The organism is Kitasatospora sp. NPDC058184, assembly GCF_042883725.1.
In the GTDB taxonomy this organism is placed as follows: Bacteria; Actinomycetota; Actinomycetes; order Streptomycetales; family Streptomycetaceae; genus Kitasatospora.
This window is the reverse complement of the sequence record NZ_JBHVVE010000002.1, coordinates 312,168-330,809: the sequence shown is the minus strand read 5'-3', so window position 1 is coordinate 330,809 and position 18,642 is coordinate 312,168. Positions and strand designations below refer to the sequence as shown.

Below are 18,642 nucleotides of genomic sequence, written 5' to 3'. Positions count from 1 at the left end.
ATTTCGAAAGTTGTCGGTTGTCAGTTGTCAGCTGTTCGCTGAAACCCGTTCGACGGCGGCGAGGACCTTGGCCGCGCCGTCCTCGGCGGCCAGGGCGGTGGCGACGGCTCGGGCGCGGGTGCGGTAGCGGGAGTCGTCGAGCGTCAGCCGGAGGGAGGTGGCGAGGCGGGCGGGGGTGAGGCCGCGCAGGGGGACGGGGCCGGGGGAGACGCCGAGCCGGGTCAGTCGGGCGGACCAGAACGGTGCGTCGAGCTGGGCGGGCACGGGGACGGCGGGGGTCCCGGAGCGGAGGGCGGCGGCCGTGGTGCCGGCACCCGCGTGGTGGACCACGGCGGCGGTGCGGGGGAAGAGCCAGTCGTGCGGGGTGTCGCCGACGGTCAGGACGGAGTCCGAGTCCTCGGCGGCCAGTCCGCTCCACCCCGACTGGAGCAGGAGGCGCACCCGGGCGGCGCGGGCGGCGGCGAGGACGGTCGCGGTCAGCCGCTCGGCGTCGGGGACGACCAGGCTGCCGAAGCCGACGAAGACCGGCGGCGGCCCGGCGGCCAGGAAGTCGAGCAGCCGGGCCGGGGGCTGCCAGTCCGGCCGGTCGGCCGGCCACCAGTAGCCCGCCACCTCCAGCCGGGGGCGCCAGTCGGCGGGTCGGGGCACCACCAGTGGCGAGAAGCCGTGCAGGACGGGGTGGTTGCGGCGGGCCCGGGCGATGCCGAGCGGCGGCAGGCCGAGCCGACGGCGCAGCCCGCGGACGGCCGGGACGAACAGCTGGTCGGTCGCGGCCTGGACGGCGTGTCCCGCCAGCAGGTTGCCGGACCGGCCGAGCGATCGGGTGCCGGTGACGGCGGGCGCGAACTCCCGGGTGGGGGCGATGGGTTGGAGGTACAGTCCGATGCTGGGGATGCCGGCCGCCTCGGCGGCGACCTGGCCGAGTGCGCTGGTGGTGCTGGTGGTCAGCAGCAGGTCGGTCCCGAGCGCCGTGGCGTCGGCGATGCCGTCGCCGAGTGCGGGCATGAACCTCCGGCCGAGCCGCAGGAGTTGCAGGACGGCGCCCGGTCCGCTGCCGGCCCGCAGCAGGCGCCGGCCCTCGGCGGAGGCGAGTTCGGCGCGCGGGTCGACCGGCAGCGGGCGGAACTCCAGTCCGGCGGCCCGTACCGACTCGGCGAAGGTGTCGTGGGTGGCGACGGCCACCTGATGCCCGGCCGCCCGCAGCCGGACGCCGAGCCCGGTGAAGGGGGCCACGTCGCCCCGGGAGCCGGCGGTGGCGATCAGGATGCGCATGGCCGCAGTATTTCGGCGCGGGCGGCGCGCGGGAAGGGCGCCACGCGCGGGCGGTCCGGCCTGGGCGGCCGGTGTCGTCAGCCGGTCCCGTCGGCCGGTCCCGTCCGCTGGGTTCGTCTGCCGGGTTCGGACGGTGCTGCGCGGGTGGCCGACCGGGGCGGCCGACGCGGGTGGCGGAACCGGGCGGCGGGCGGTGGCGTCCTTGCGGGCAGAGCGGACGGGACGGGGCCGTCGCGCCTTGGACGGGAAGGGATGCCGGATGAGCATCGTCGCGTGGATCGTGCTGGGCCTGCTGGCGGGTGCGCTGGCCAAGCTGCTGCTGCCGGGGAAGGACCCGGGCGGCCTGATCGTGACCACCCTGATCGGCATCGCCGGCTCCTTCGTCGGCGGCTGGATCGCATCGCACTTCATGCACCGCTCGATCTCCGCGCACTTCTTCGACGCGGCGACCTGGGTGTCGGCGATCGGCGGCGCCCTGGTGCTGCTGATCGCCTACCGGCTGCTGTTCGGCAACTCGCGCCGCTGACGGAATGGTTCGGTGCGGCCCCGGCGTCCGGGAGACGGCGGGGCGTGCCGGGGGAGGAGTTCCGCCGACCGGTACGACGGCGCCCGGATGGCCGGTTCGAACCGGTCCTTGCCGGTGCTGGAACGGTGCGAGGCCCTCGTACGTCCTTCCGAACGGGACCCGGGGGCTCGACGGGGTCGCCACACCGATGACGCAAGGGGCGGCGGATGAGCTGGATGGCGTGGATCGTGCTGGGCCTGGTGTCGGGGACACTGGCCAGGATGGCGATGTCGAGGGGGGAGCGCGGCCTGATCGGCAGCACCCTGATCGGCATCACCGGCTCCTACATCGGCACCTGGATCGTCTCGCACTGGATGCACGGGACGGTGAAGGTGAGCTTCCTCGACGTCACGACCTGGGTGTCGGCGATCGGCGGCGCCATGGTCCTGCTCTTCGGCTACAAGGTGCTCCGCTTCCTCGCCCGGCGCTGACCATCTGGTGCTGACGGCTCGATGCTGATGGCTCGGCGCTGATGGTTCGGTGCTGACCGCCGGGCTCTGAAGCCGGGCGGTCAGCACCCGGCACCGCCCGGTTACCGGTCGGCGGTCCGGGACGCCTCGGCGACCCAGCCCGGGAGCGGCTCGCGCGCGGCGAGCCACCCGGGCGGCACGTCCGCGAGCCCGGTCCGGGCGGCGGCCACACCGGCGGCGATGGCGCAGGTGGTGTCCTTGTCGCCCCAGCCCTCCAGGGTGTTCCAGACGGTCTCCGGCAGCGAGTCCAGGTGCCCGGCCGCGGACCAGAGGGCGAACGGCACGGTGTCCGCGGCGGAGATCAGCGCTCCCGAGCCGAGCACGGTGGCGGCGTGCCGGACGCTGGTGTGCTCGGGCATCCGGGCGGCGATCCGGAGCCCGGAGCGGACCTCGCTGTCCGGCAGCCGTCCGGCGATCTCGGCCAGCAACTCGGCCCGACCGGGCGGGTTTCCACCCCGGCTCCGGACCGCCAGCGCCGCCGCGAGCGCGACCGCCACCGCACCGGCGACGGCCTCCGGGTGGAAGTGGGTGGTGAGCGCCTGCAGTTCGGCCTGCCGGACCACCGTGTCGAGGTCCTCGGCGAACCAGGCGCCCAGCGGCGCGACCCGCATCGCGGCGCCGTTCCCGTGCGAGCCCTGGCCCTCGAACTGGGCCGCGGTGATGGCGCGCCAGTCCCCGCCGGCGCCGATCCCGCGCAGGACCCGGTGCATCGACGGGCCGTACTTGCGCCCGTACTCGCGGGCGTACTCGGCGGCGAACTCCCGGGCGAGCGCGTCCGGTCGGACCTCGCCCGCGTCGAGCAGGTGGCGGACCAGCACAAGCGCCATGGCGGTGTCGTCGGTCCAGTGCCAGGGTGCGGGCCGGACCAGCCGGGCGGTGAGCGCGGCGGGCGCCTCGTCCAGCGGGACCGAGAACCACCGGTCGCCGAAGGCGTCGCCGAGGGCGAGTCCTTCCAGGCTGTCCAGGACCGGGCGGGCCGCACGCATGTCATCCTCCATGTGAGATCAACTGTGTGCGGCAGTCTGCCGGAGGGGGCAGGACGCCGGCGAGCGGTTATTCCTCCGCTCGCCGGCGCCACATCTGCTGACGGTTCGTCACTTCGCCTTCAGGCCACCGAGGACGAGCTTCCAGACGGCGTCGAACCGGTCGTCGACGTCGGGGGTGGACCAGGTGGAGGCGTAGGCCGGGTCGTGGAAGGGGCCGGTCGCGTCGAAGACGGCGCGGGCGGTGTTGCGGATGTGGGCGAGCTTGAACTCCTTGGTCTCGATGCCCTCCGCCACCATCCGCGCGATCTGGTCGACCAGGGTGTCGACGTGGGTGTCCACCAGGCCGCTGTTCTCCTCGACCAGCACCATGTAGGTGGCGAACAGCTCCGGGTCGTCCAGCGCCTTCTTCCGCTTGGCCGTGAACAGCGCCGTCAGCCACCGCTGCAGCCGCTCGGAGGCGGGGCCGCCCTCGTTGGAGACGGTCGACAGCTCGTGGTGCGCCTGGTCGAGCCAGCGCTGGGTGACCGCCTCGCGCAGTGCGGCCTTGCTGGGGAAGTGGCGGTAGACGCTGCTGTGGCTGACGCCGAGGATGCGGGCGACGTCCACGACGGTGGCCTTGGCCGGGCCGAACCGCCGGAGGACGTCCTCCGCCGCGCTCAGGATCTGCTCGGCGGTGAGTGTGGTGTCCGTGGTCACGGGGAGGTCCGTCCTTAGGTCGTGCGGTCGGGTCGTGCGGCGATGGCGCCGGTGGTGCGGCGCGGCGCTGGTGGTGCGGTCAGCGCTCGCTGTCCAGGTGGGCCATCTGTGCGGCAGCGTACCGGTCGCCGGCGGCGGAGCCGGCGGGTACGGCGGCCTCGACGGCGGCGAGGTCGGCCTCGGTCAGCGCGACGTCGAGTGCGCCGAGGGCCTCGGTCAGGCGGTCCCGGCGGCGGGCCCCGACCAGCGGGACGACGTCCTGACCGCGGGAGGCCACCCAGGCGATGGCGACCTGGGCGACGGTGGCGCCCCGTGCGGCGGCGATCTCGCGCAGGGCCTCGACCAGCGCCAGGTTGTGGGCCAGGTTCTCGCCCTGGAAGCGAGGGCTGTGGCTGCGGAAGTCGGTCCCGGCGAGGGCGCGTTCCCGGTCCCAGTGGCCGCCGAGCAGGCCGCGGGAGAGCACGCCGTACGCGGTGATGCCGATGCCGAGCTCGCGGGCGGCGGGCAGGACGGCGGCCTCGATCGAGCGGGAGAGTAGCGAGTACTCGATCTGGAGGTCGCTGATCGGGTGGACGGCGGCGGCCCGGCGCAGGGTGTCGGCGCCGACCTCGGAGAGCCCGATGTGGCGGACGTAGCCGGCCTTCACCAGGTCGGCGATGGCGCCGACGGTCTCCTCGACCGGGATGCCCGGGTCCAGGCGGGCCGGGCGGTAGACGTCGACGTGGTCGGTGCGCAGGCGGCGCAGGGTGTAGGCGAGCGCGGTCTTGGTGGCGGCGGGGCTCGCGTCGTAGCCGAGCCACTGGCCGTCGGGGCCGCGCTGGGCGCCGAACTTCACGCTGATCTGCACGCTCTCGCGGTCGCGGCCGCGCAGCGCCTCGTGGATCAGCAGCTCGTTGTGGCCCATGCCGTAGAAGTCGCCGGTGTCGAGGAGGGTGACCCCGGCGTCGAGGGCGGCGTGGATGGTGGCGATGCTCTCGGCCTCGTCGGCCGGGCCGTACAGGTCGGACATGCCCATGCAGCCGAGGCCGAGGGCCGAGGCGACCGGTCCGGTGGTGCCGAGGGTGCGCCGGGCGGGGCGGGTGTGGGAGGACACGGGTGACTCCAAGGGGGCGGGTACGGTGCCGGAGGGGCAGGAGCAGGGTGACCCGGGTCTCACTGTGACACGACAGCGAACAGATTTCAAAATCTGTTCGCTGTCGTCTGTTATCTGAAAGTTGAAATCTGTCGACTGTCATTTGTTCGGTGGACGGGCGGGCGGACATGCGTGCGGTCGGTCGGGCGGACGGGCGGGCGACTGCGGCATGGCGGCAGACGCCCGCACCGAAGCCGACATCAGTCGGCGACCCGGCTCCGGTTCTCGTACGCGAGGTCGGTGTACTCGGGGTGGCGGAGCATCCATCCCTTGATGAAGGGGCAGGTGGCCAGCACGGACAGGCCGCGGGCGCGGGCGTCGTCCAGGGCGGCGCGGGCCAGCGCGCTGCCGATGCCCCGGCCCTCGAAGGCGGGCTCGACCACGGTGTGCGGATAGACCACCAGCTGGTCGCTGCGCAGGTACTCGGCGAAGCCCGCCGGCTTCCCGTCCTCCCAGGCCTCGAAGCGGTTCCGGGCTTCCACGTCACGTACCGAGATGGTCATCGCGGCTCCTCACTGCGGGAGAGTCGGAGCCGGGCCCGGCCCCGGTCCATCATCGGGGGATCGGGGCCGCCCCGCCCGCCGATCCGGTTGCCGTGTCCGTCGTGGTCGTCGTGGTCGGGGGCGCCGGTTCGACCGCCGGCTCGACGGCGGGGCTCCCGGCCGGTGCCCAGGTCTCGCGGCCGCCCGGCGACCGCAGCAGGCAGGCGCGGGCGGGCGGCACATTGCGCCACACCGTGCGCTCGCCCAGCCCGTACGCCTCCTCGAACCGTCGCAGCAGCCGGACCACCGCCCGGTGGCGGGCGCCCCGGCGGGGGCCGGAGGTGAGGCTGCGCGCCGTCGTCGTGCCGAGGTACCCGAAGTACGTCAGCTCGCCGCCGGGCGCCAGCAGCCGCAGGTAGAGGTCGAGGATGTCGCGCACCTGCGCGGGCTCGAAGTTGGTGAACGGCAGCCCGGACACGATCACGTCGTACCGCTGCCCGCGGTCCTCCGCCCGGGCCCCTTCCGGCGCCGGTCGACGGCACTCCGGCAGCTCCTCGACCCGGCAGGCCGACAGTCGCAGGCCGACCCCGGGGTGGCGTGCGGCGAGGACCGGGTCCTCCCGCAGCCGTTCGGCGAACCGCGGGTTGGCCTCGACGACGTGCAACCGGTCGCCCGGGCGCAGCACTTGGGCCAGTCGGCGGGTGACCACGCCGGTGCCGGCGCCGACCTCCAGCACCGAGATCGGACGGTTCGGGCGGCTGGTGACCGGTACCACCAGGGCGTTCACCAGCTCCGGGCCGCTCGGGGCCAGCGCGCCGGTGTCGTGGAAGGTGCGCAGGGCCTCGGCGAGGAACAGCAGGTGGTCGCCACCGGCGGGCGAACTGTACAGGGGGGAAGGGGAGTCCGGACGGTGGTGGAGCCGTTCGTTGGTCATGCCGTCGACGCTAGGCAGGGCGGAGCCGCCGCGAATCGGCCGGTCAGCGGCGCCGACCCCCGACGAAAGTCGAGGGTGCGGTTACCCGGAAGACAGAGGCGCTCCGCGGCCGAGCGCCCCTAGCATCGAGCCCGAGGTGCCCAAGGGTGGACGTACGGAAGGCTTTCGGGCCGAGGAGAGCGGAAAGGAGGAGCACCATGCGCCGGAGTGTGCTCGGCTGGTACGGGCCGGACCACCGGGCCGGGACGGACACGTTGCTGCTGCTCGGCCTGCTCGGCCTGACCATCGAGGAGGCCCTCGCCCAGTGGACGCAGACCGACGGTCCGCTGCGCCTGCCGCGCACGGTCGTCGCCGCGCTCGCTGCGGTCTCGCTCTTCTTCGCCCGCCGCCACCCGGTGGCCTCGGCCGTGCTGCCGGTGCTCACGGGCGGGCTGTTCAACCGGGCCGTCCCCGGCCTGTTCAGCGTCTTCCACCTCGCCTACCTCGGCCGGCCGGGCCTGGCGATGGCGGGCGGCTCGGTCATCGCGGTGGCCAGTGCGGTGGGTGTGGACTCACTGGTCGGCCGGGCGGGTACCGCCGGGTCCCAACTCCTGGTCCAGGCCGCCACCATGGCGGTCGGCCTGTGGCTGCGGGGCAGACGGGTGCTGATCCGCACCCTGCACGAGCAGGTCGACGCGCTGCGCCGCGAGCGCGAGCTGCGCGCCGAGCAGGCCCGGTCCGCCGAACGGGCCCGGATCGCCCGGGAGATGCACGACGTGCTGGCCCATCGGCTCAGCCTCCTGGTCCTGCACGCCGGGGTGCTGCGCGACCAGGCCAGGGCCGGCACCGTCGCCGACGACCCCGACCGGCTCACCCACCGCCTCGAACTGCTGCGCACCACCGCCGCCCGGTCGCTCGACGACCTGCGCGACGTCCTGGGCGCGCTGCGGGCCGACCCGGCGGCCCCGCCCGCCACGGGAGGAGAGCCGTCCGTGCCCGTCGAGGCCGGGCGCGTCCCGGCGCCCGCGCTGCGCGACCTCACCGAGCTCGTCGGCGAGGCGACCCAGGCCGGCCAACGGGTCGAACTCACCCTCTCCGGGGAGCCGGAGAGCATCCCGACCACCCACCGGCTGGCCGTGCACCGGCTGGTGCAGGAGGCACTGACCAACGCCCGCAAGCACGCGCACGCCGCGCCCGTCACCGTCCGGGTCGGTTACGGGGCGCCGGCGACGACGGTCGAGGTCCGCAACGGCCCGGGCGAGGCGCCGTTGGGCGGGCCGGGCACCGGTGGCGGGTACGGTCTGGTGGGGCTGGCCGAACGGGTCGGCGCCCTCGGCGGCCACTTCGACGCCGGTCCGGACGGTGGCGGCGGCTTCCGGCTCTCCGCCCGGTTACCCGCGCCGGACCGCCCGCCGCAGGCGGTGCCGGACGAGGCGTCCGCCCGGCTCCGTGGCGACGGTCCGGATCCACAGTCGGCGCGCGCGGTGGCGCACCCCGGGCGGGCGTCGCCGCGGCCGGAGCGGGGGAAGGGGACGCCAGGGGCGCGGCAATCGCAGGAAGGGGCGCAGGGGGCGCGAGGAGTGAAGCAGTCGGAGCCACCGAAGCAACCGAGGGAACCGACGCAGCCGAACCAATCGACGCAAGCGACGCAACCGACGCGGGCGAAGCACGTTGAGCAGGAACCGAAGCCGCAGCCGAAGGACGCCGCATGATCCGAACAATGGTGGTCGACGACGACGCGCTGGTCCGTCTCGGCCTGGTCGACCTCCTGGCCCAGGACCCGGAGCTCACCGTGGTCGCCGAGGCCGCCGATGGGCTGCAGGCCGTCGAGCTCGCCGCCGGTCGGCGGATCGACGTCGCGCTGATGGACATCCGGATGCCCCGGCTCGACGGGATCGCCGCCACCCGGCGGCTGCGCGAACTCCCCGACGGTCCGCGGGTCATCGCCCTCACCACCTTCGACCTGGACGAGTACGTGTACCAGGCGCTCGCGGCCGGGGCGGACGGCTTCCTGCTGAAGGACACCCCGCCCGCGGAGATCGCCCGGGCCGTCCATGTCGTCGCCGGCGGCCAGGGGATGCTGCACCCGGCGGCCGCTCGGCGGCTGATCGACCGCTACCACCGGGTCGGGGCGCCCCGGTCGGTGGCCGCCCGCAGCCGGGCCGCCGGACTCACCCCGCGGGAGACGGACGTACTGCGCGAACTCGCCGACGGGCTCTCCAATGCCGAGATCGCCGGTGTGCTCGGGATGCGCGAGAGCACGGTCAAGGCACACGTCAGTCGGATCCTGACCGGGCTCGGAGTCGCCAACCGGGTCCAGGCGGCGCTGCTCGCACGCGACGCCGGGCTGATGGGCGACGGCGGCTGAGGACGGACGGCTGGGATCGGCCGGGCCCGGGTTCGGGTGCCCAGGTGCCGGGGTGCCCGGGTGCCGATTGGTCGTGCACCCGCGGGTACGGTCGCGAACGTTCGCGCACGCGCATATCCGGGCGCTGTCCCGCTGTTCCGGGGTGCCGCCCTGTCGTGCCAGGGGTTGCAGCCGAAGCACGTCGGGGCTCGGCGGGGCTCGGTGGGGCACATCGGGGCACGGCATCGGCCGGTGTTCACCTTGGCGTTCCCCGGACGTTCCTCCGGAGTCGGGGCGGACGTCGAAGCGGGCTTCCATGAGCCGCCGCGTGCTCCCGGTTCGTATCGCGTGCTGAGCCGCTGTCACCCATCCGGCGTGGAAATGCCGTGCCTTGGCCGTTTGCGCTGCCGAACTCGGGCGGCGGGTCCATGGTGGAGATGGGCGCGATCCGGCGACCGCGTCCGCGCGCCGATCCAGGCCCGCGCGCCGAGCGCCCGCGCCGAAAGCGGACGGGTGTTGTCCGAAGCGGGGCCCGGTACCGGCACGCTGGGAACAGGGCCACCTCGCAGGAAACCGAACGGTTCTTCTAGGCTCACATCTCGGCTTCCCTGCGGCGGTCCGGCCACTGCGCCCACCGCCACGAAGCCGCCGTCCACGGGGCTCCGGGCGGACCGGGGCCACCGGATCGAGCGAGGAGGACGCACATGCCAAGCACGCCGCCCAACCGTTCCACCGTACTTGGGCCAGACAGGCCGATTCGGTGGGCCGCTCATCATCCCGGTCGGCCGGTGCGGTCCGGCCGGGCCTGGTACCCGGGCGGGAGCGGTCGGCCGGCACGGCCGCTGTATACCGGCGGCGGCCGCGGAGGCGAGCGTTGAGTCCCCAGATCGTCGGGTCGCCCGCCGCACCGGGCGCCGCCGCGGAACCCGCCCCGACGTCGGCCGCCGTCCCGGCCGCCACCGACGGTGAGGCCCTTGCCGCCACCACGGCCACTGCGACCGCCGCCGCCGCTACCGCCGCAGCCACCGCTGCCACCACCAACGGCACCGCCGCTGGCACCGCAACTGCCGCTGCGGATCCGGGCACTACGGTCTCGGCCCCTGCGCTTCCCGCCGCTTCGGTCCAGGGCACCGCGGCCGCGTCCGGTGCCGCGAAGAGCGTCGTGGCCAAGGTGGCCGTCACCACGACCGCAGCCGCCAAGTCCGCCCTCACGAAATCCGCCCTCACCAAACCCGTCGTCGCGAAGGCCGCGGCGGCGAAGAGCCCCGTGACGAAGAGCCCCGCGACGAAGAACGTCGTGGCGAAGAACGTCGTCGTGAAGCCCGCGACGGGCCCGGCCGCCACCGCCTCCCATGGGGCCACCGCCGTCACCACGGCGCTGCCCGGTGTGCCGCAGGCGCTCAGCACCCGGGCCCGCACCCTCGCCGGGGCCGTCCGGCGTCGCTGCGTCGACCTGGCGCGGATCGAGTCGCCCAGTGGGGACGCCCCCAGACTCGACGCGCTCGCCGAGGAGTTGGCGGCCGGCTTCTGTGCCACCGGTGCCACCGCCCGGCGCGAGCCCGGACCGGCCGGCGACCACCTCGTACTGGAGTGGGAGGGTCGGGACGAGTCCCTGCCGCACCTGCTGATCGTCGGGCACCACGACACCGTGTGGCCGGTCGGCACGCTCGCGGACTGGCCGGTGACGGAGGAGGACGGCCGGCTCACCGGGCCCGGCGTGGTCGACATGAAGGGCGGACTCGCCATCCTGGAGGGGGCGTTGTCGCTGCTCGCGGACCTGGGTGAGCGCCCGCACCGGACCGTCCGCCTGGTCGTGGTCTCCGACGAGGAGGTGGGCAGCCCCGACGGACGCCGCCTGGTCGAGCGCCAGCTGCGCGGAGCCGCCGCGGTCCTGGGCCTCGAACCGCCGCACCCCGACGGTCGGTTGAAGACCGCGCGGCGCGGCAGCACCCGGGTGCGGCTCACTGTGACCGGCCGCGAGGCGCACGCGGGCAACGACGCCCACGACGGGGTGTCCGCCGTCGACGAGCTGGTGGACCAGCTCGTGCTGGTGCGCGACCTCGCTGGTCAGCCTGGCACCGAGCTCAACGCCGGTCGGATCAGCGGTGGTTCGCGCGCCAACGTGGTCGCCGGCCGGGCCGAGGCCGAGCTGGGGCTGCGCTTCGCCACGGTCGAGGCGCAGCGCCGTACGCTGGACAACCTCGCCCGGCTCACCGCGCTGCGTCCGGGCGCCCGGGTGCGTACGGAGGTGCTGTCCAGCCGTCCGGCCTGGCCTGAGCGGACCGGCAACCCGCTGTTGCGGCACGTGCGTTCGCTCGCCGCGGTGCTCGGGCAGCAGTTGGACGGCGCTCCGGCGGGCGGGGCGGGGGACACCAACCTGCCGGGCTCGCGCGGGCTTCCGACCCTGGACGGCTTCGGCGCGGTGGGCGCCGGGGCCCACGCCCGGCACGAGCACATCCGGGTCGACCAGATCGCTCCCCGGATCGCCCTGCTGGCGGCGCTGCTCGCGGTGCCGCTGCCGCGACTGCGCGACCGCGCGGAGGGCTGAGCCGGTGGTGAGCCGCTGACGGCCGGGAGCCGGTCGCCGGCGGTCGGCGGCGGCGAACGTAGAACGGCGGACAGCGGACGGCGGACGGCGGACGTAGAGCAGCGAACGTAGAGCAGCGAACAGAGAACAGAAGACAGCCGACGGATAACAGCTGACAGATTTCAGAATCTGTCAGCTGTTATCTGTTGCGCACCTTGCCATCCCTCAGCCCCTCCGCGCAGAATGGTACCGACCGAACGGTCAGTCGGTTGGCCGATGCTCCAGGCGGCCTCCGGGCAGGAGACGAGAGGGGACTGTGGTGACAGCAGAGGTGGCCGAGACGGTCCCCGCGCAGACGCTGGAGGACCGGTTCGAGGCGGTCGTCGCCGCCGAGCAGCGGATCGAGCCCAGGGACTGGATGCCCGACGCCTACCGGGCCACCCTGATCCGCCAGATCGCCCAGCACGCCCACTCCGAGATCATCGGCATGCAGCCCGAGGGCAACTGGCTGACCCGGGCCCCGTCCCTGCGCCGCAAGGCCATCCTGCTCGCCAAGGCCCAGGACGAGGCCGGCCACGGCCTCTACCTCTACGCCGCCGCCGAGACCCTGGGCGTCGACCGCGCCGAGCTCACCGAGAAGCTGATCTCCGGCCGCCAGAAGTACTCCTCGATCTTCAACTACCCGACCCTCACCTTCGCCGACGTCGGCGTGATCGGCTGGCTGGTGGACGGCGCCGCGATCTGCAACCAGGTCCCGCTCTGCCGCTGCAGCTACGGTCCGTACGCCCGCGCGATGGTGCGGATCTGCAAGGAGGAGTCCTTCCACCAGCGCCAGGGCTACGAGCTCCTGATGACGCTGATGCGCGGCACCGAGGCCCAGCGCCGGATGGTCCAGGACGCGGTGGACCGCTGGTGGTGGCCGTCGCTGATGATGTTCGGCCCCTCGGACGCCGACTCGCCGAACAGCGCCCGCTCGATGGCCTGGCGGATCAAGCGGCACAGCAACGACGAGCTGCGCCGGCGCTTCGTCGACATGACCGTCCCGCAGGCCGAGCACCTGGGCGTCACCCTCCCGGACCCCGAGCTGCGCTGGAACGAGGAGCGCGGCGGCTGGGACTTCGGCGAGCCGGACTGGTCCGAGCTGACCAGGGTCATCCACGGCCAGGGCCCCTGCAACGCCCAGCGGGTCGAACGCCGCCGCACCGCCCACGAGGACGGCGCCTGGGTGCGCGAGGCGGCCGTCGCCTACGCGGCCAAGCGCGCGGCCGAGGCCGCCGGGCCCACGGAAGCCACCGAAGCCTCCGAAGCCACCAATGTGACCGAACAGGAGAACGGAAAGTGACCGACCCCCAGCTTGGCTCCCCGTCCGGGTCCGAGGCCGGGCCCAAGGCCGGTTCCAAAGCCGGCTGGCCGCTGTACGAGGTGTTCGTGCGTCCCCGGCGCGGGCTGAACCACGTCCACGTCGGCTCGCTGCACGCCGCCGACGACCGGATGGCCCTGCTCGCCGCCCGCGACCTGTACACCCGCCGCAACGAGGGCGTGAGCCTCTGGGTGGTCCGCTCGGACGCGATCACCGCCTCCACCCCGGACGAGCGCGACCCGTTCTTCGAGCCCAGCGGCGACAAGGTCTACCGCCACCCGACCTTCTACGACATCCCCGAGGATGTCCCGCACATCTGACGGGGGAGCCACCGTGCACGACCACACCACCTCCACCACCTCCACCCCCGGCACCGGCCAGGACGACCACGTCTACCTCAGCCTCGCCGACGCCGCCCCAGGCCCCGAGGGCGAGGGCCGCTGGGCGTACGGGACGGGCTTCGCCGATCCCCTGCTCGGTGTGGACACCGCGCTGCCCGCCGGTCTGGACGGCGCCGACCTCGCCGCCTACTGCCAGATGCTGGGCGACGACGCGCTGGTCCTCGCGCAGCGGCTGATCGAGTGGTGCACCCGGGCGCCCGAGCTGGAGGAGGAGGTCGCGCTCGCCAACCTGGGCCTCGACCTGCTCGGCCAGGCCCGCCTGCTGCTCACCCGGGCCGGTCAGGCGGACGGTACCGGCCGCACCGAGGACGACCTGGCGTACTGGCGGGAGGAGCACGAGTTCCGCAACGTCCGCCTGGTGGAGGCTCCGAACGGCGACTTCGCCTACTCGATCGCCCGGCTGCTGCTGTTCGCCACCGCGCGCGGCGCCCTGTACGAGGCGCTGAGCGCGCACCCCGACCCGGTGCTGGCCGCGGTCGCCGCCCGGGGCGTCAAGGAGCTGGCCTACCACCGGGAGTACGCCACCGCCTGGACCCTGCGCCTGGGCGACGGCACGCCGTACTCCGCCGGGCGGATGCAGGCCGGGGTGGACGCGGTCTGGCCGCTGCTGGAGGAGCTGTTCACGGCGCACCCGGTGGAGCTGCGGGCGGGCGTCGACCCGGCGGCGCTGCGCGGACCGGTACTGCGCTCGCTCGGCGCCGTTCTCGCCGAGGCCGGGCTGACCGTGCCGGACGTACCGCCGCTGGCCACCGTCCTCGGCCTGGCCGGCCGGGACGGTGTGCACACCGAGGCGCTCGGCCCGCTGCTCGCCGAGTTCCAGGTGCTGGCCCGCGCCCACCCGGGGGCGACGTGGTGACCGGCGATGTCGTGACGGGCCCGGGGCCGACGGGCACCGCGGAGCCGACGGGCGGGACGGTCGGGACGGGCACCGCGGACCCGACGGCCCGCGAGCTGGCCTGGGCGGTCGCCGCGGCCGTGCCGGACCCGGAGCTGCCCATGCTCACCCTGGCGGACCTGGGCGTCCTGGCCGAGGTCGGGGTGGACGGCGGCAGCGGCACGGTGACCGCGTGGCTGACCCCGACCTACTCGGGCTGCCCCGCCGTCGCCGAGATGGCCGCCGACGTGGACCGCCGGCTGCGCGCGGCCGGGTACCCGGACGTCCGGGTGCGGCTGCGGTTGGACCCGCCGTGGTCCACCGACCTGATCACCGCCGAGGGCCGTCGCAAGCTCGCCGAGGCGGGCATCGCTCCGCCGCGCCCGACCGCCGCCGTCGCCGCGGCCGGACCGGTGGCGCTCACCCTCGGTCCCACCCGCACCGGAACCGCGACCGCGCCCACCACCCTGGCAGCGCCGAGGACCGCCGCCGCGCCCCCTGTGCCGTGCCCGCGCTGCGGCGACGCCGACACGGAGGAGCTGTCCCGCTTCGGTTCCACCGCCTGCAAGGCGCTCTGGCGCTGCCGGGCCTGCCGCGAGCCGTTCGAACGCGTCAAGGAGATCTGAATGCCCGCCGCTTCCTCCGCCGCTCCCGCCTCCTCCGCCGCCGGGTCCGCCCCCGACGCCGAGGGGACCGGCATCCGCCCCGCTCGCCGCCCGACCTTCCACCGGCTGCGGATCGACCGGGTCGAGCGGCTCTGCGAGGACGCCGTCGCGGTGACCTTCGCGGTGCCGGTCGGGCTGGCGGAGGAGTACGCCTTCCGCCCCGGGCAGACTCTGACCCTGCGCAAGCTGGTGGACGGCACCGACGAGCGCCGCTCGTACTCGATCTGCGCCCCGGTCGGCGGGCCGCTGCGGATCGCCGTCCGGGAGGTGCCCGGCGGGCTGTTCTCACGCTGGCTGGTGCGCGAGGCGAAGCCGGGCGAGGAGGTGGAGGTGCTGACGCCGTCCGGCCTGTTCACCCCCGAGCTCGGCGTCCCGGCCGACCACGTGCTGCTCGCGGCCGGCTCCGGGATCACCCCGATGCTGTCGATCGCCGGCTCCGTGCTCGCGGCCGACCGCAGCTCCACCGTCACCCTGCTCTACGGCAACCGGCGCAGTGACAGCGTGATGTTCGCGGACGAGCTGGCCGACCTGAAGGACCGCTACCTCGACCGCTTCCAGCTGGTCCACGTGCTCTCCCGGGAGACCAGGGACGCCGAACTGCTCAGCGGCCGACTGGACCCGGAGCGGGTACGCGCGCTGCTGGCGGCGCTGGTGGACGTCGGGAGCGTCGGGCACTGGTGGCTGTGCGGCCCGTTCGGCATGGTCGTGGGGGCGAAGGACCTGCTCGCCGAGCTGGACGTGCCGGGCGAGCGGGTGCACCAGGAGCTGTTCCACGCCGAGGACGAGCCGCTCCCGGAGCGCGACGAGGACTGGGACCGGACGGACGCCTCGTCCGGCGGCTCCGCCGACGGTGTGTCGGGCCCGCGGAGCGAGGTCACCGTCGTCCTCGACGGCCGCGGCAGCACGCTCTGCCTCCCGCGCGACCGCTCGATCCTGGACGGCGCCCAGCGCTCTCGCCCCGACCTGCCGTTCGCCTGCAAGGGCGGAGTGTGCGGCACCTGCCGCGCCCTGGTCACCGAGGGCGAGGTGGAGATGCGCCGCAACTTCGCGCTGGAGGAGAAGGAGCTGGCCGCCGGCTACGTCCTCACCTGCCAGGCCCGGCCGCTCACCGACCGGGTGACCGTGGACTACGACCGCTGAGCGGACCACCACCGCCGACCGGACCACGATCGCGGAGCCTCAGACGGCGGCGGGCTCCATGACCGGGTCACCGGGCATCGGGCTCCCGACCCTCGGGCCGGCGACCGTCGGGCCGGCGATCGTCGGCCGCCCGGGCGCAGGGTCCCCGAGCAGCTTGACGAGGTCGTTGACGGCCGCCCGCCCGGCCCGGTTGGCGCCGACGGTGCTGGCGGACGGGCCGTAGCCGACCAGGTGGACGCGGGGGTCGGAGGTGGCCCGGGTGCCGGTGAGCGCGATGCCGCCGCCGGGGGAGCGCAGCCCGAGCGGAGCGAGGTGCCCGACCTCGGGCCGGAAGCCGGTCGCCCAGACGATCGCGTCCACGGTCAGCTCCTCGGCGCCCCAGGCGACCCCGTGCTCGGTCAGGCGGTCGAACATCGGTCGGCGGTGCAGCGCGCCCAGCTCCTCGGCGCGCCGGTAGGCGACGGACGGGCCGAGCCCGGTCACGCTCACCACGCTGCGCGGCGGCAGCCCCTGTCGGACCCGCTCCTCGACCTTGGCGACCACCGCGCGCCCGTACTCGGGGGTGAACGGCCCGTCGTGGTAGACGGGCTCGGAGCGGGTGACCCACACCGTCTCGCCGACCGCGGCGACCTCCGACAGCACCTGGACCGCCGAGGCGCCGCCGCCCACCACCAGCACCCGCTTGCCCGTGAACTCCTCGGGGCCGCGGTACTCGGCGTAGTGCAGCTGGCGGCCCGCGAAGCGGCCCGGGTAGTGCGGGAGGAACGGGCGGGTCCAGGTGCCGGTGGCGTTGATCAGCGCGCGGGTGGACCAGGTGCCGCGGTCGGTCTCGACCAGCAGCCGGGAGTCCGGGCGCTCGGACTCGGCGCGTACGGCGTGCACCGCGACCGGGCGTACGACCGGGAGCGCGTGCTGCGCCTCGTACGCCGCGAAGTACTCCGGCACCACCTCGCGCGCGGGGGCGTCCGGGTCCGGCGGCGGGAGTTCGGCGTCCGGGAGGTCGTGGACACCGTGCACGGTGGCCATCCGCAGGGACGGCGAGCGGTACGCCCAGGCACCGCCGGGGACGGCGTTGGCGTCGAGGACGACGAAGCCGCCGTCGAGGCCCGTCCGGTGACGGGCGAAGCCGCGGCGGTGCAGGTGGTAGGCGGCGGACAGACCTGCCTGTCCGGCGCCCACCACCAGGACGTCCACCCGTTCCGGAACGCTGTTCGTTGCACCGTAAACAGTCACGCCCGAGAAACATCGGGGGGTCGGCGGGTGTTCCCCGGTCAGGAGGGGAATGTCACAGGAGGAACGTCAGGAGACCGGGGAGATGACCGCGGCGGTGCCGTAGGCGCAGACCTCGGTACCCACGGCGGCCGCCTCCGTGACGTCGAAGCGCATCATCAGGACGGCGTTGCCGCCGCGCGCCTTGGTCTGCTCGATCAGCCGCTGCATCGCCTCGTTGCGACTCTCGACCAGGGTCTTCGTCAGACCGCGCAGCTCGCCGCCGACCAGTGACTTCAGACCGGCACCGATCTGGCTGCCGACGTGGCGGCTGCGGACGGTCAGCCCGAAGACCTCGCCGATCACGTGGTCGACCCGGTAACCGGGGATGTCGTTGGTGGTCACGACCAGGACGTCGGCGTTCGGGCCCTGCCCGCCGCCGTACTCGTTGATGTCAGCCATGCGGCTCATCCTGCCAAACTCCTGCGTCCGAGTGACAGCGGCGGGGCCGGGCGGTGGCCGAGAAGGCTCCCGGAAGCTGGTCCGGACCGGTGATCGGGCGACCGAAAGGCCGTACCGTTAGCCCCATGGGCGAGCGAAGTGATCATCCACAGGGGCCGGGCGCGGCGGAGGACTCCGGCGCGCAGGAGATCGAGGCGACGGTGGTGCTGGGCCTGCGGATCACCGACTGGCCGGCCCTGCGCGCGGCCGCGATCAGGGCCGTCGAGGAGCTGGACTTCGGGGGCGTCGACCCGGCCGGGCAGCGCCGCGAACTGCTGCGCGAGGTCGCCGAGGACGCCAACGCGGCGCTCGGCGCGCTGCTGCATCCGGACCGGCTGGTGGCCGCCATCCCCGGGGTGGAGGCGATCGGCGGCACGCTGGAGATCAGCGTCACGGAGGACTTCACACCGGACTTCGCCGACCTGTTCCCGCTGGAGGGCGACGAGGAGGAGGGCGGCGCGGGTGCGGACTGGACGCTCACCCCGCGCACGGCCTGCCTGCTCCACGCCCAGCTGATCGGCCTGGCCGACGCCGCGTACGACGACCTCGACGAGCACGGGGACGAGGCGGTCGCCGACAGCGATGACGTGGACTGGACGGTCTTCGCCCGGCTTCCCGAACGCACCTGGCGGATGCACCGGGGCTGGCGCCGCGCGATGGCCCGGGCCTTCGACGACCTCGCCGACGACCTCGCGCTCGGCGAGTGGCCGCTGCCGCGCTGCCTGGCCGAGGACATCGCGCTGCGGATGGCCCTGGTGGACGCCCGGGCGCTGCTCGGTGCGCAACCCGAGTCGGTGGCGGACATGATGGGCGACCTCCCGGCCGACCTGTACGACTACGACTGGGACGGCTGCCAGGACGAGCTGTTCGGGGTCTACGGGCCGGACGAGGGCGATCCGGAGCTGGCGGCGGAGCAGCGCACCGAGATGCTGCTCGCGGCCACCCACCCGGAGGGCTGGTTCCTGATGTACGAGGACGCGGAGGAGCGGGACCCGCAGCGCGGCTACCGGCGCTGACGGCGCGAGTGCCGGAGTGACTACCGGGGCGGACGGGGCGGGCCGAGTCGGTCGGGGCGGGGCTGGCATCCTGGACGGGTGACTTC

19 protein-coding genes are annotated in these 18,642 nt (G+C 74.4%); 11 read left to right on the top strand and 8 right to left on the bottom strand.

What is annotated here, in order from left to right; all coding sequences use genetic code 11:
* Positions 1-27: 27 nt before the first annotated feature.
* Positions 28-1,272, bottom strand: coding sequence for a glycosyltransferase (locus ACFVXH_RS04695; protein WP_387820183.1), 1,245 nt, complete (start codon positions 1,270-1,272; stop codon positions 28-30).
* A 259-nt stretch (positions 1,273-1,531) separates the two neighbouring features.
* Between ACFVXH_RS04695 and ACFVXH_RS04690 the strand changes: the two genes are divergently transcribed.
* Together ACFVXH_RS04690 and ACFVXH_RS04685 are read left to right on the top strand one after the other, a co-directional pair.
* The gene (locus ACFVXH_RS04690; RefSeq protein ID WP_117491020.1) at positions 1,532-1,798 is read left to right on the top strand and encodes a GlsB/YeaQ/YmgE family stress response membrane protein; all 267 of its coding nucleotides are present in this window, start codon (positions 1,532-1,534) and stop codon (positions 1,796-1,798) included.
* Positions 1,799-2,004: 206 nt separating this feature from the next.
* Positions 2,005-2,268 (top strand): GlsB/YeaQ/YmgE family stress response membrane protein, encoded by a 264-nt coding sequence (locus ACFVXH_RS04685; protein ID WP_063780048.1) that lies wholly within the window; start codon positions 2,005-2,007, stop codon positions 2,266-2,268.
* A gap of 101 nt (positions 2,269-2,369) precedes the next feature.
* Here the strand turns inward: ACFVXH_RS04685 and ACFVXH_RS04680 are convergent, their stop codons facing one another.
* The 5 genes from ACFVXH_RS04680 to ACFVXH_RS04660 form a co-directional block, all read right to left on the bottom strand.
* Positions 2,370-3,293, bottom strand: coding sequence for an ADP-ribosylglycohydrolase family protein (locus ACFVXH_RS04680; RefSeq protein WP_387820180.1), 924 nt, complete (start codon positions 3,291-3,293; stop codon positions 2,370-2,372).
* Positions 3,294-3,401: 108 nt separating this feature from the next.
* Positions 3,402-3,989, bottom strand: a complete 588-nt coding sequence (locus ACFVXH_RS04675) for a TetR family transcriptional regulator (RefSeq protein ID WP_074004228.1) — start codon at positions 3,987-3,989, stop codon at positions 3,402-3,404.
* Positions 3,990-4,068: 79 nt separating this feature from the next.
* Complete coding sequence (locus ACFVXH_RS04670) at positions 4,069-5,082, bottom strand: aldo/keto reductase (RefSeq protein ID WP_387820178.1); 1,014 nt, start codon at positions 5,080-5,082, stop codon at positions 4,069-4,071.
* 239 nt (positions 5,083-5,321) lie between these two features.
* Positions 5,322-5,624 carry a GNAT family N-acetyltransferase gene (locus tag ACFVXH_RS04665; RefSeq protein ID WP_049649718.1) on the bottom strand — a complete coding sequence of 101 codons (303 nt, stop codon included), beginning with the start codon at positions 5,622-5,624 and terminating at the stop codon, positions 5,322-5,324.
* A gap of 49 nt (positions 5,625-5,673) precedes the next feature.
* Entirely contained in the window at positions 5,674-6,537 is an 864-nt protein-coding gene (locus tag ACFVXH_RS04660; protein ID WP_387820176.1) for a class I SAM-dependent methyltransferase, read from the bottom strand.
* A gap of 197 nt (positions 6,538-6,734) precedes the next feature.
* Here ACFVXH_RS04660 and ACFVXH_RS04655 point away from each other — a divergent pair, with 197 nt between their 5' ends.
* From ACFVXH_RS04655 to paaE, 8 genes are all read left to right on the top strand, one after another.
* Entirely contained in the window at positions 6,735-8,228 is a 1,494-nt protein-coding gene (locus ACFVXH_RS04655; RefSeq protein WP_380776814.1) for a histidine kinase, read from the top strand.
* Positions 8,225-8,884 (top strand): response regulator transcription factor, encoded by a 660-nt coding sequence (locus tag ACFVXH_RS04650; RefSeq protein WP_049649719.1) that lies wholly within the window; start codon positions 8,225-8,227, stop codon positions 8,882-8,884. Before ACFVXH_RS04655 ends, ACFVXH_RS04650 begins: the two co-directional genes overlap by 4 nt.
* Positions 8,885-9,737: 853 nt before the next feature.
* On the top strand, positions 9,738-11,411 hold the full coding sequence (locus ACFVXH_RS04645; protein WP_387820173.1) for a M20 family metallopeptidase: 1,674 nt from the start codon (positions 9,738-9,740) through the stop codon (positions 11,409-11,411).
* Positions 11,412-11,721: 310 nt separating this feature from the next.
* Positions 11,722-12,732: a 1,2-phenylacetyl-CoA epoxidase subunit PaaA gene (gene paaA, locus ACFVXH_RS04640; protein WP_375873495.1), complete on the top strand. Its 1,011-nt coding sequence runs from the start codon at positions 11,722-11,724 to the stop codon at positions 12,730-12,732.
* Positions 12,729-13,070 (top strand): 1,2-phenylacetyl-CoA epoxidase subunit PaaB, encoded by a 342-nt coding sequence (gene paaB / locus ACFVXH_RS04635; RefSeq protein ID WP_074004234.1) that lies wholly within the window; start codon positions 12,729-12,731, stop codon positions 13,068-13,070. Before paaA ends, paaB begins: the two co-directional genes overlap by 4 nt.
* A gap of 13 nt (positions 13,071-13,083) precedes the next feature.
* Positions 13,084-14,007: a 1,2-phenylacetyl-CoA epoxidase subunit PaaC gene (paaC, locus tag ACFVXH_RS04630; protein WP_074004235.1), complete on the top strand. Its 924-nt coding sequence runs from the start codon at positions 13,084-13,086 to the stop codon at positions 14,005-14,007.
* 95 nt (positions 14,008-14,102) lie between these two features.
* Positions 14,103-14,651, top strand: a complete 549-nt coding sequence (paaD, locus tag ACFVXH_RS04625; RefSeq protein WP_241853043.1) for a 1,2-phenylacetyl-CoA epoxidase subunit PaaD — start codon at positions 14,103-14,105, stop codon at positions 14,649-14,651.
* Positions 14,652-15,830, top strand: coding sequence for a 1,2-phenylacetyl-CoA epoxidase subunit PaaE (paaE, locus tag ACFVXH_RS04620; RefSeq protein WP_074004236.1), 1,179 nt, complete (start codon positions 14,652-14,654; stop codon positions 15,828-15,830).
* Positions 15,831-15,869: 39 nt separating this feature from the next.
* Here the strand turns inward: paaE and ACFVXH_RS04615 are convergent, their stop codons facing one another.
* Positions 15,870-17,063, bottom strand: coding sequence for an NAD(P)-binding domain-containing protein (locus ACFVXH_RS04615; protein ID WP_079272442.1), 1,194 nt, complete (start codon positions 17,061-17,063; stop codon positions 15,870-15,872).
* A 66-nt stretch (positions 17,064-17,129) separates the two neighbouring features.
* Entirely contained in the window at positions 17,130-17,501 is a 372-nt protein-coding gene (locus ACFVXH_RS04610) for a YbjQ family protein (RefSeq protein WP_049649739.1), read from the bottom strand.
* A 125-nt stretch (positions 17,502-17,626) separates the two neighbouring features.
* On the opposite strand from ACFVXH_RS04610, the gene ACFVXH_RS04605 reads away from it, so the two are divergent.
* Positions 17,627-18,556 carry a hypothetical protein gene (locus ACFVXH_RS04605; protein ID WP_143204631.1) on the top strand — a complete coding sequence of 310 codons (930 nt, stop codon included), beginning with the start codon at positions 17,627-17,629 and terminating at the stop codon, positions 18,554-18,556.
* Positions 18,557-18,642 lie beyond the last annotated feature (86 nt).

Excerpts from the sequence above, each read along its gene's own strand:
- ACFVXH_RS04680 (WP_387820180.1), bottom strand. The coding sequence starts at position 3,293 with ATGCGTGCGGCCCGCCCGGTCCTGGACAGCCTGGAAGGACTCGCCCTC.
- ACFVXH_RS04665 (WP_049649718.1), bottom strand. The coding sequence starts at position 5,624 with ATGACCATCTCGGTACGTGACGTGGAAGCCCGGAACCGCTTCGAGGCC.
- paaE (WP_074004236.1), top strand. The coding sequence starts at position 14,652 with ATGCCCGCCGCTTCCTCCGCCGCTCCCGCCTCCTCCGCCGCCGGGTCC.
- ACFVXH_RS04685 (WP_063780048.1), top strand. The coding sequence starts at position 2,005 with ATGAGCTGGATGGCGTGGATCGTGCTGGGCCTGGTGTCGGGGACACTG.
- ACFVXH_RS04655 (WP_380776814.1), top strand. The coding sequence starts at position 6,735 with ATGCGCCGGAGTGTGCTCGGCTGGTACGGGCCGGACCACCGGGCCGGG.
- ACFVXH_RS04610 (WP_049649739.1), bottom strand. The coding sequence starts at position 17,501 with ATGGCTGACATCAACGAGTACGGCGGCGGGCAGGGCCCGAACGCCGAC.
- ACFVXH_RS04605 (WP_143204631.1), top strand. The coding sequence starts at position 17,627 with ATGGGCGAGCGAAGTGATCATCCACAGGGGCCGGGCGCGGCGGAGGAC.
- ACFVXH_RS04695 (WP_387820183.1), bottom strand. The coding sequence starts at position 1,272 with ATGCGCATCCTGATCGCCACCGCCGGCTCCCGGGGCGACGTGGCCCCC.
- ACFVXH_RS04660 (WP_387820176.1), bottom strand. The coding sequence starts at position 6,537 with ATGACCAACGAACGGCTCCACCACCGTCCGGACTCCCCTTCCCCCCTG.
- ACFVXH_RS04650 (WP_049649719.1), top strand. The coding sequence starts at position 8,225 with ATGATCCGAACAATGGTGGTCGACGACGACGCGCTGGTCCGTCTCGGC.
- ACFVXH_RS04690 (WP_117491020.1), top strand. The coding sequence starts at position 1,532 with ATGAGCATCGTCGCGTGGATCGTGCTGGGCCTGCTGGCGGGTGCGCTG.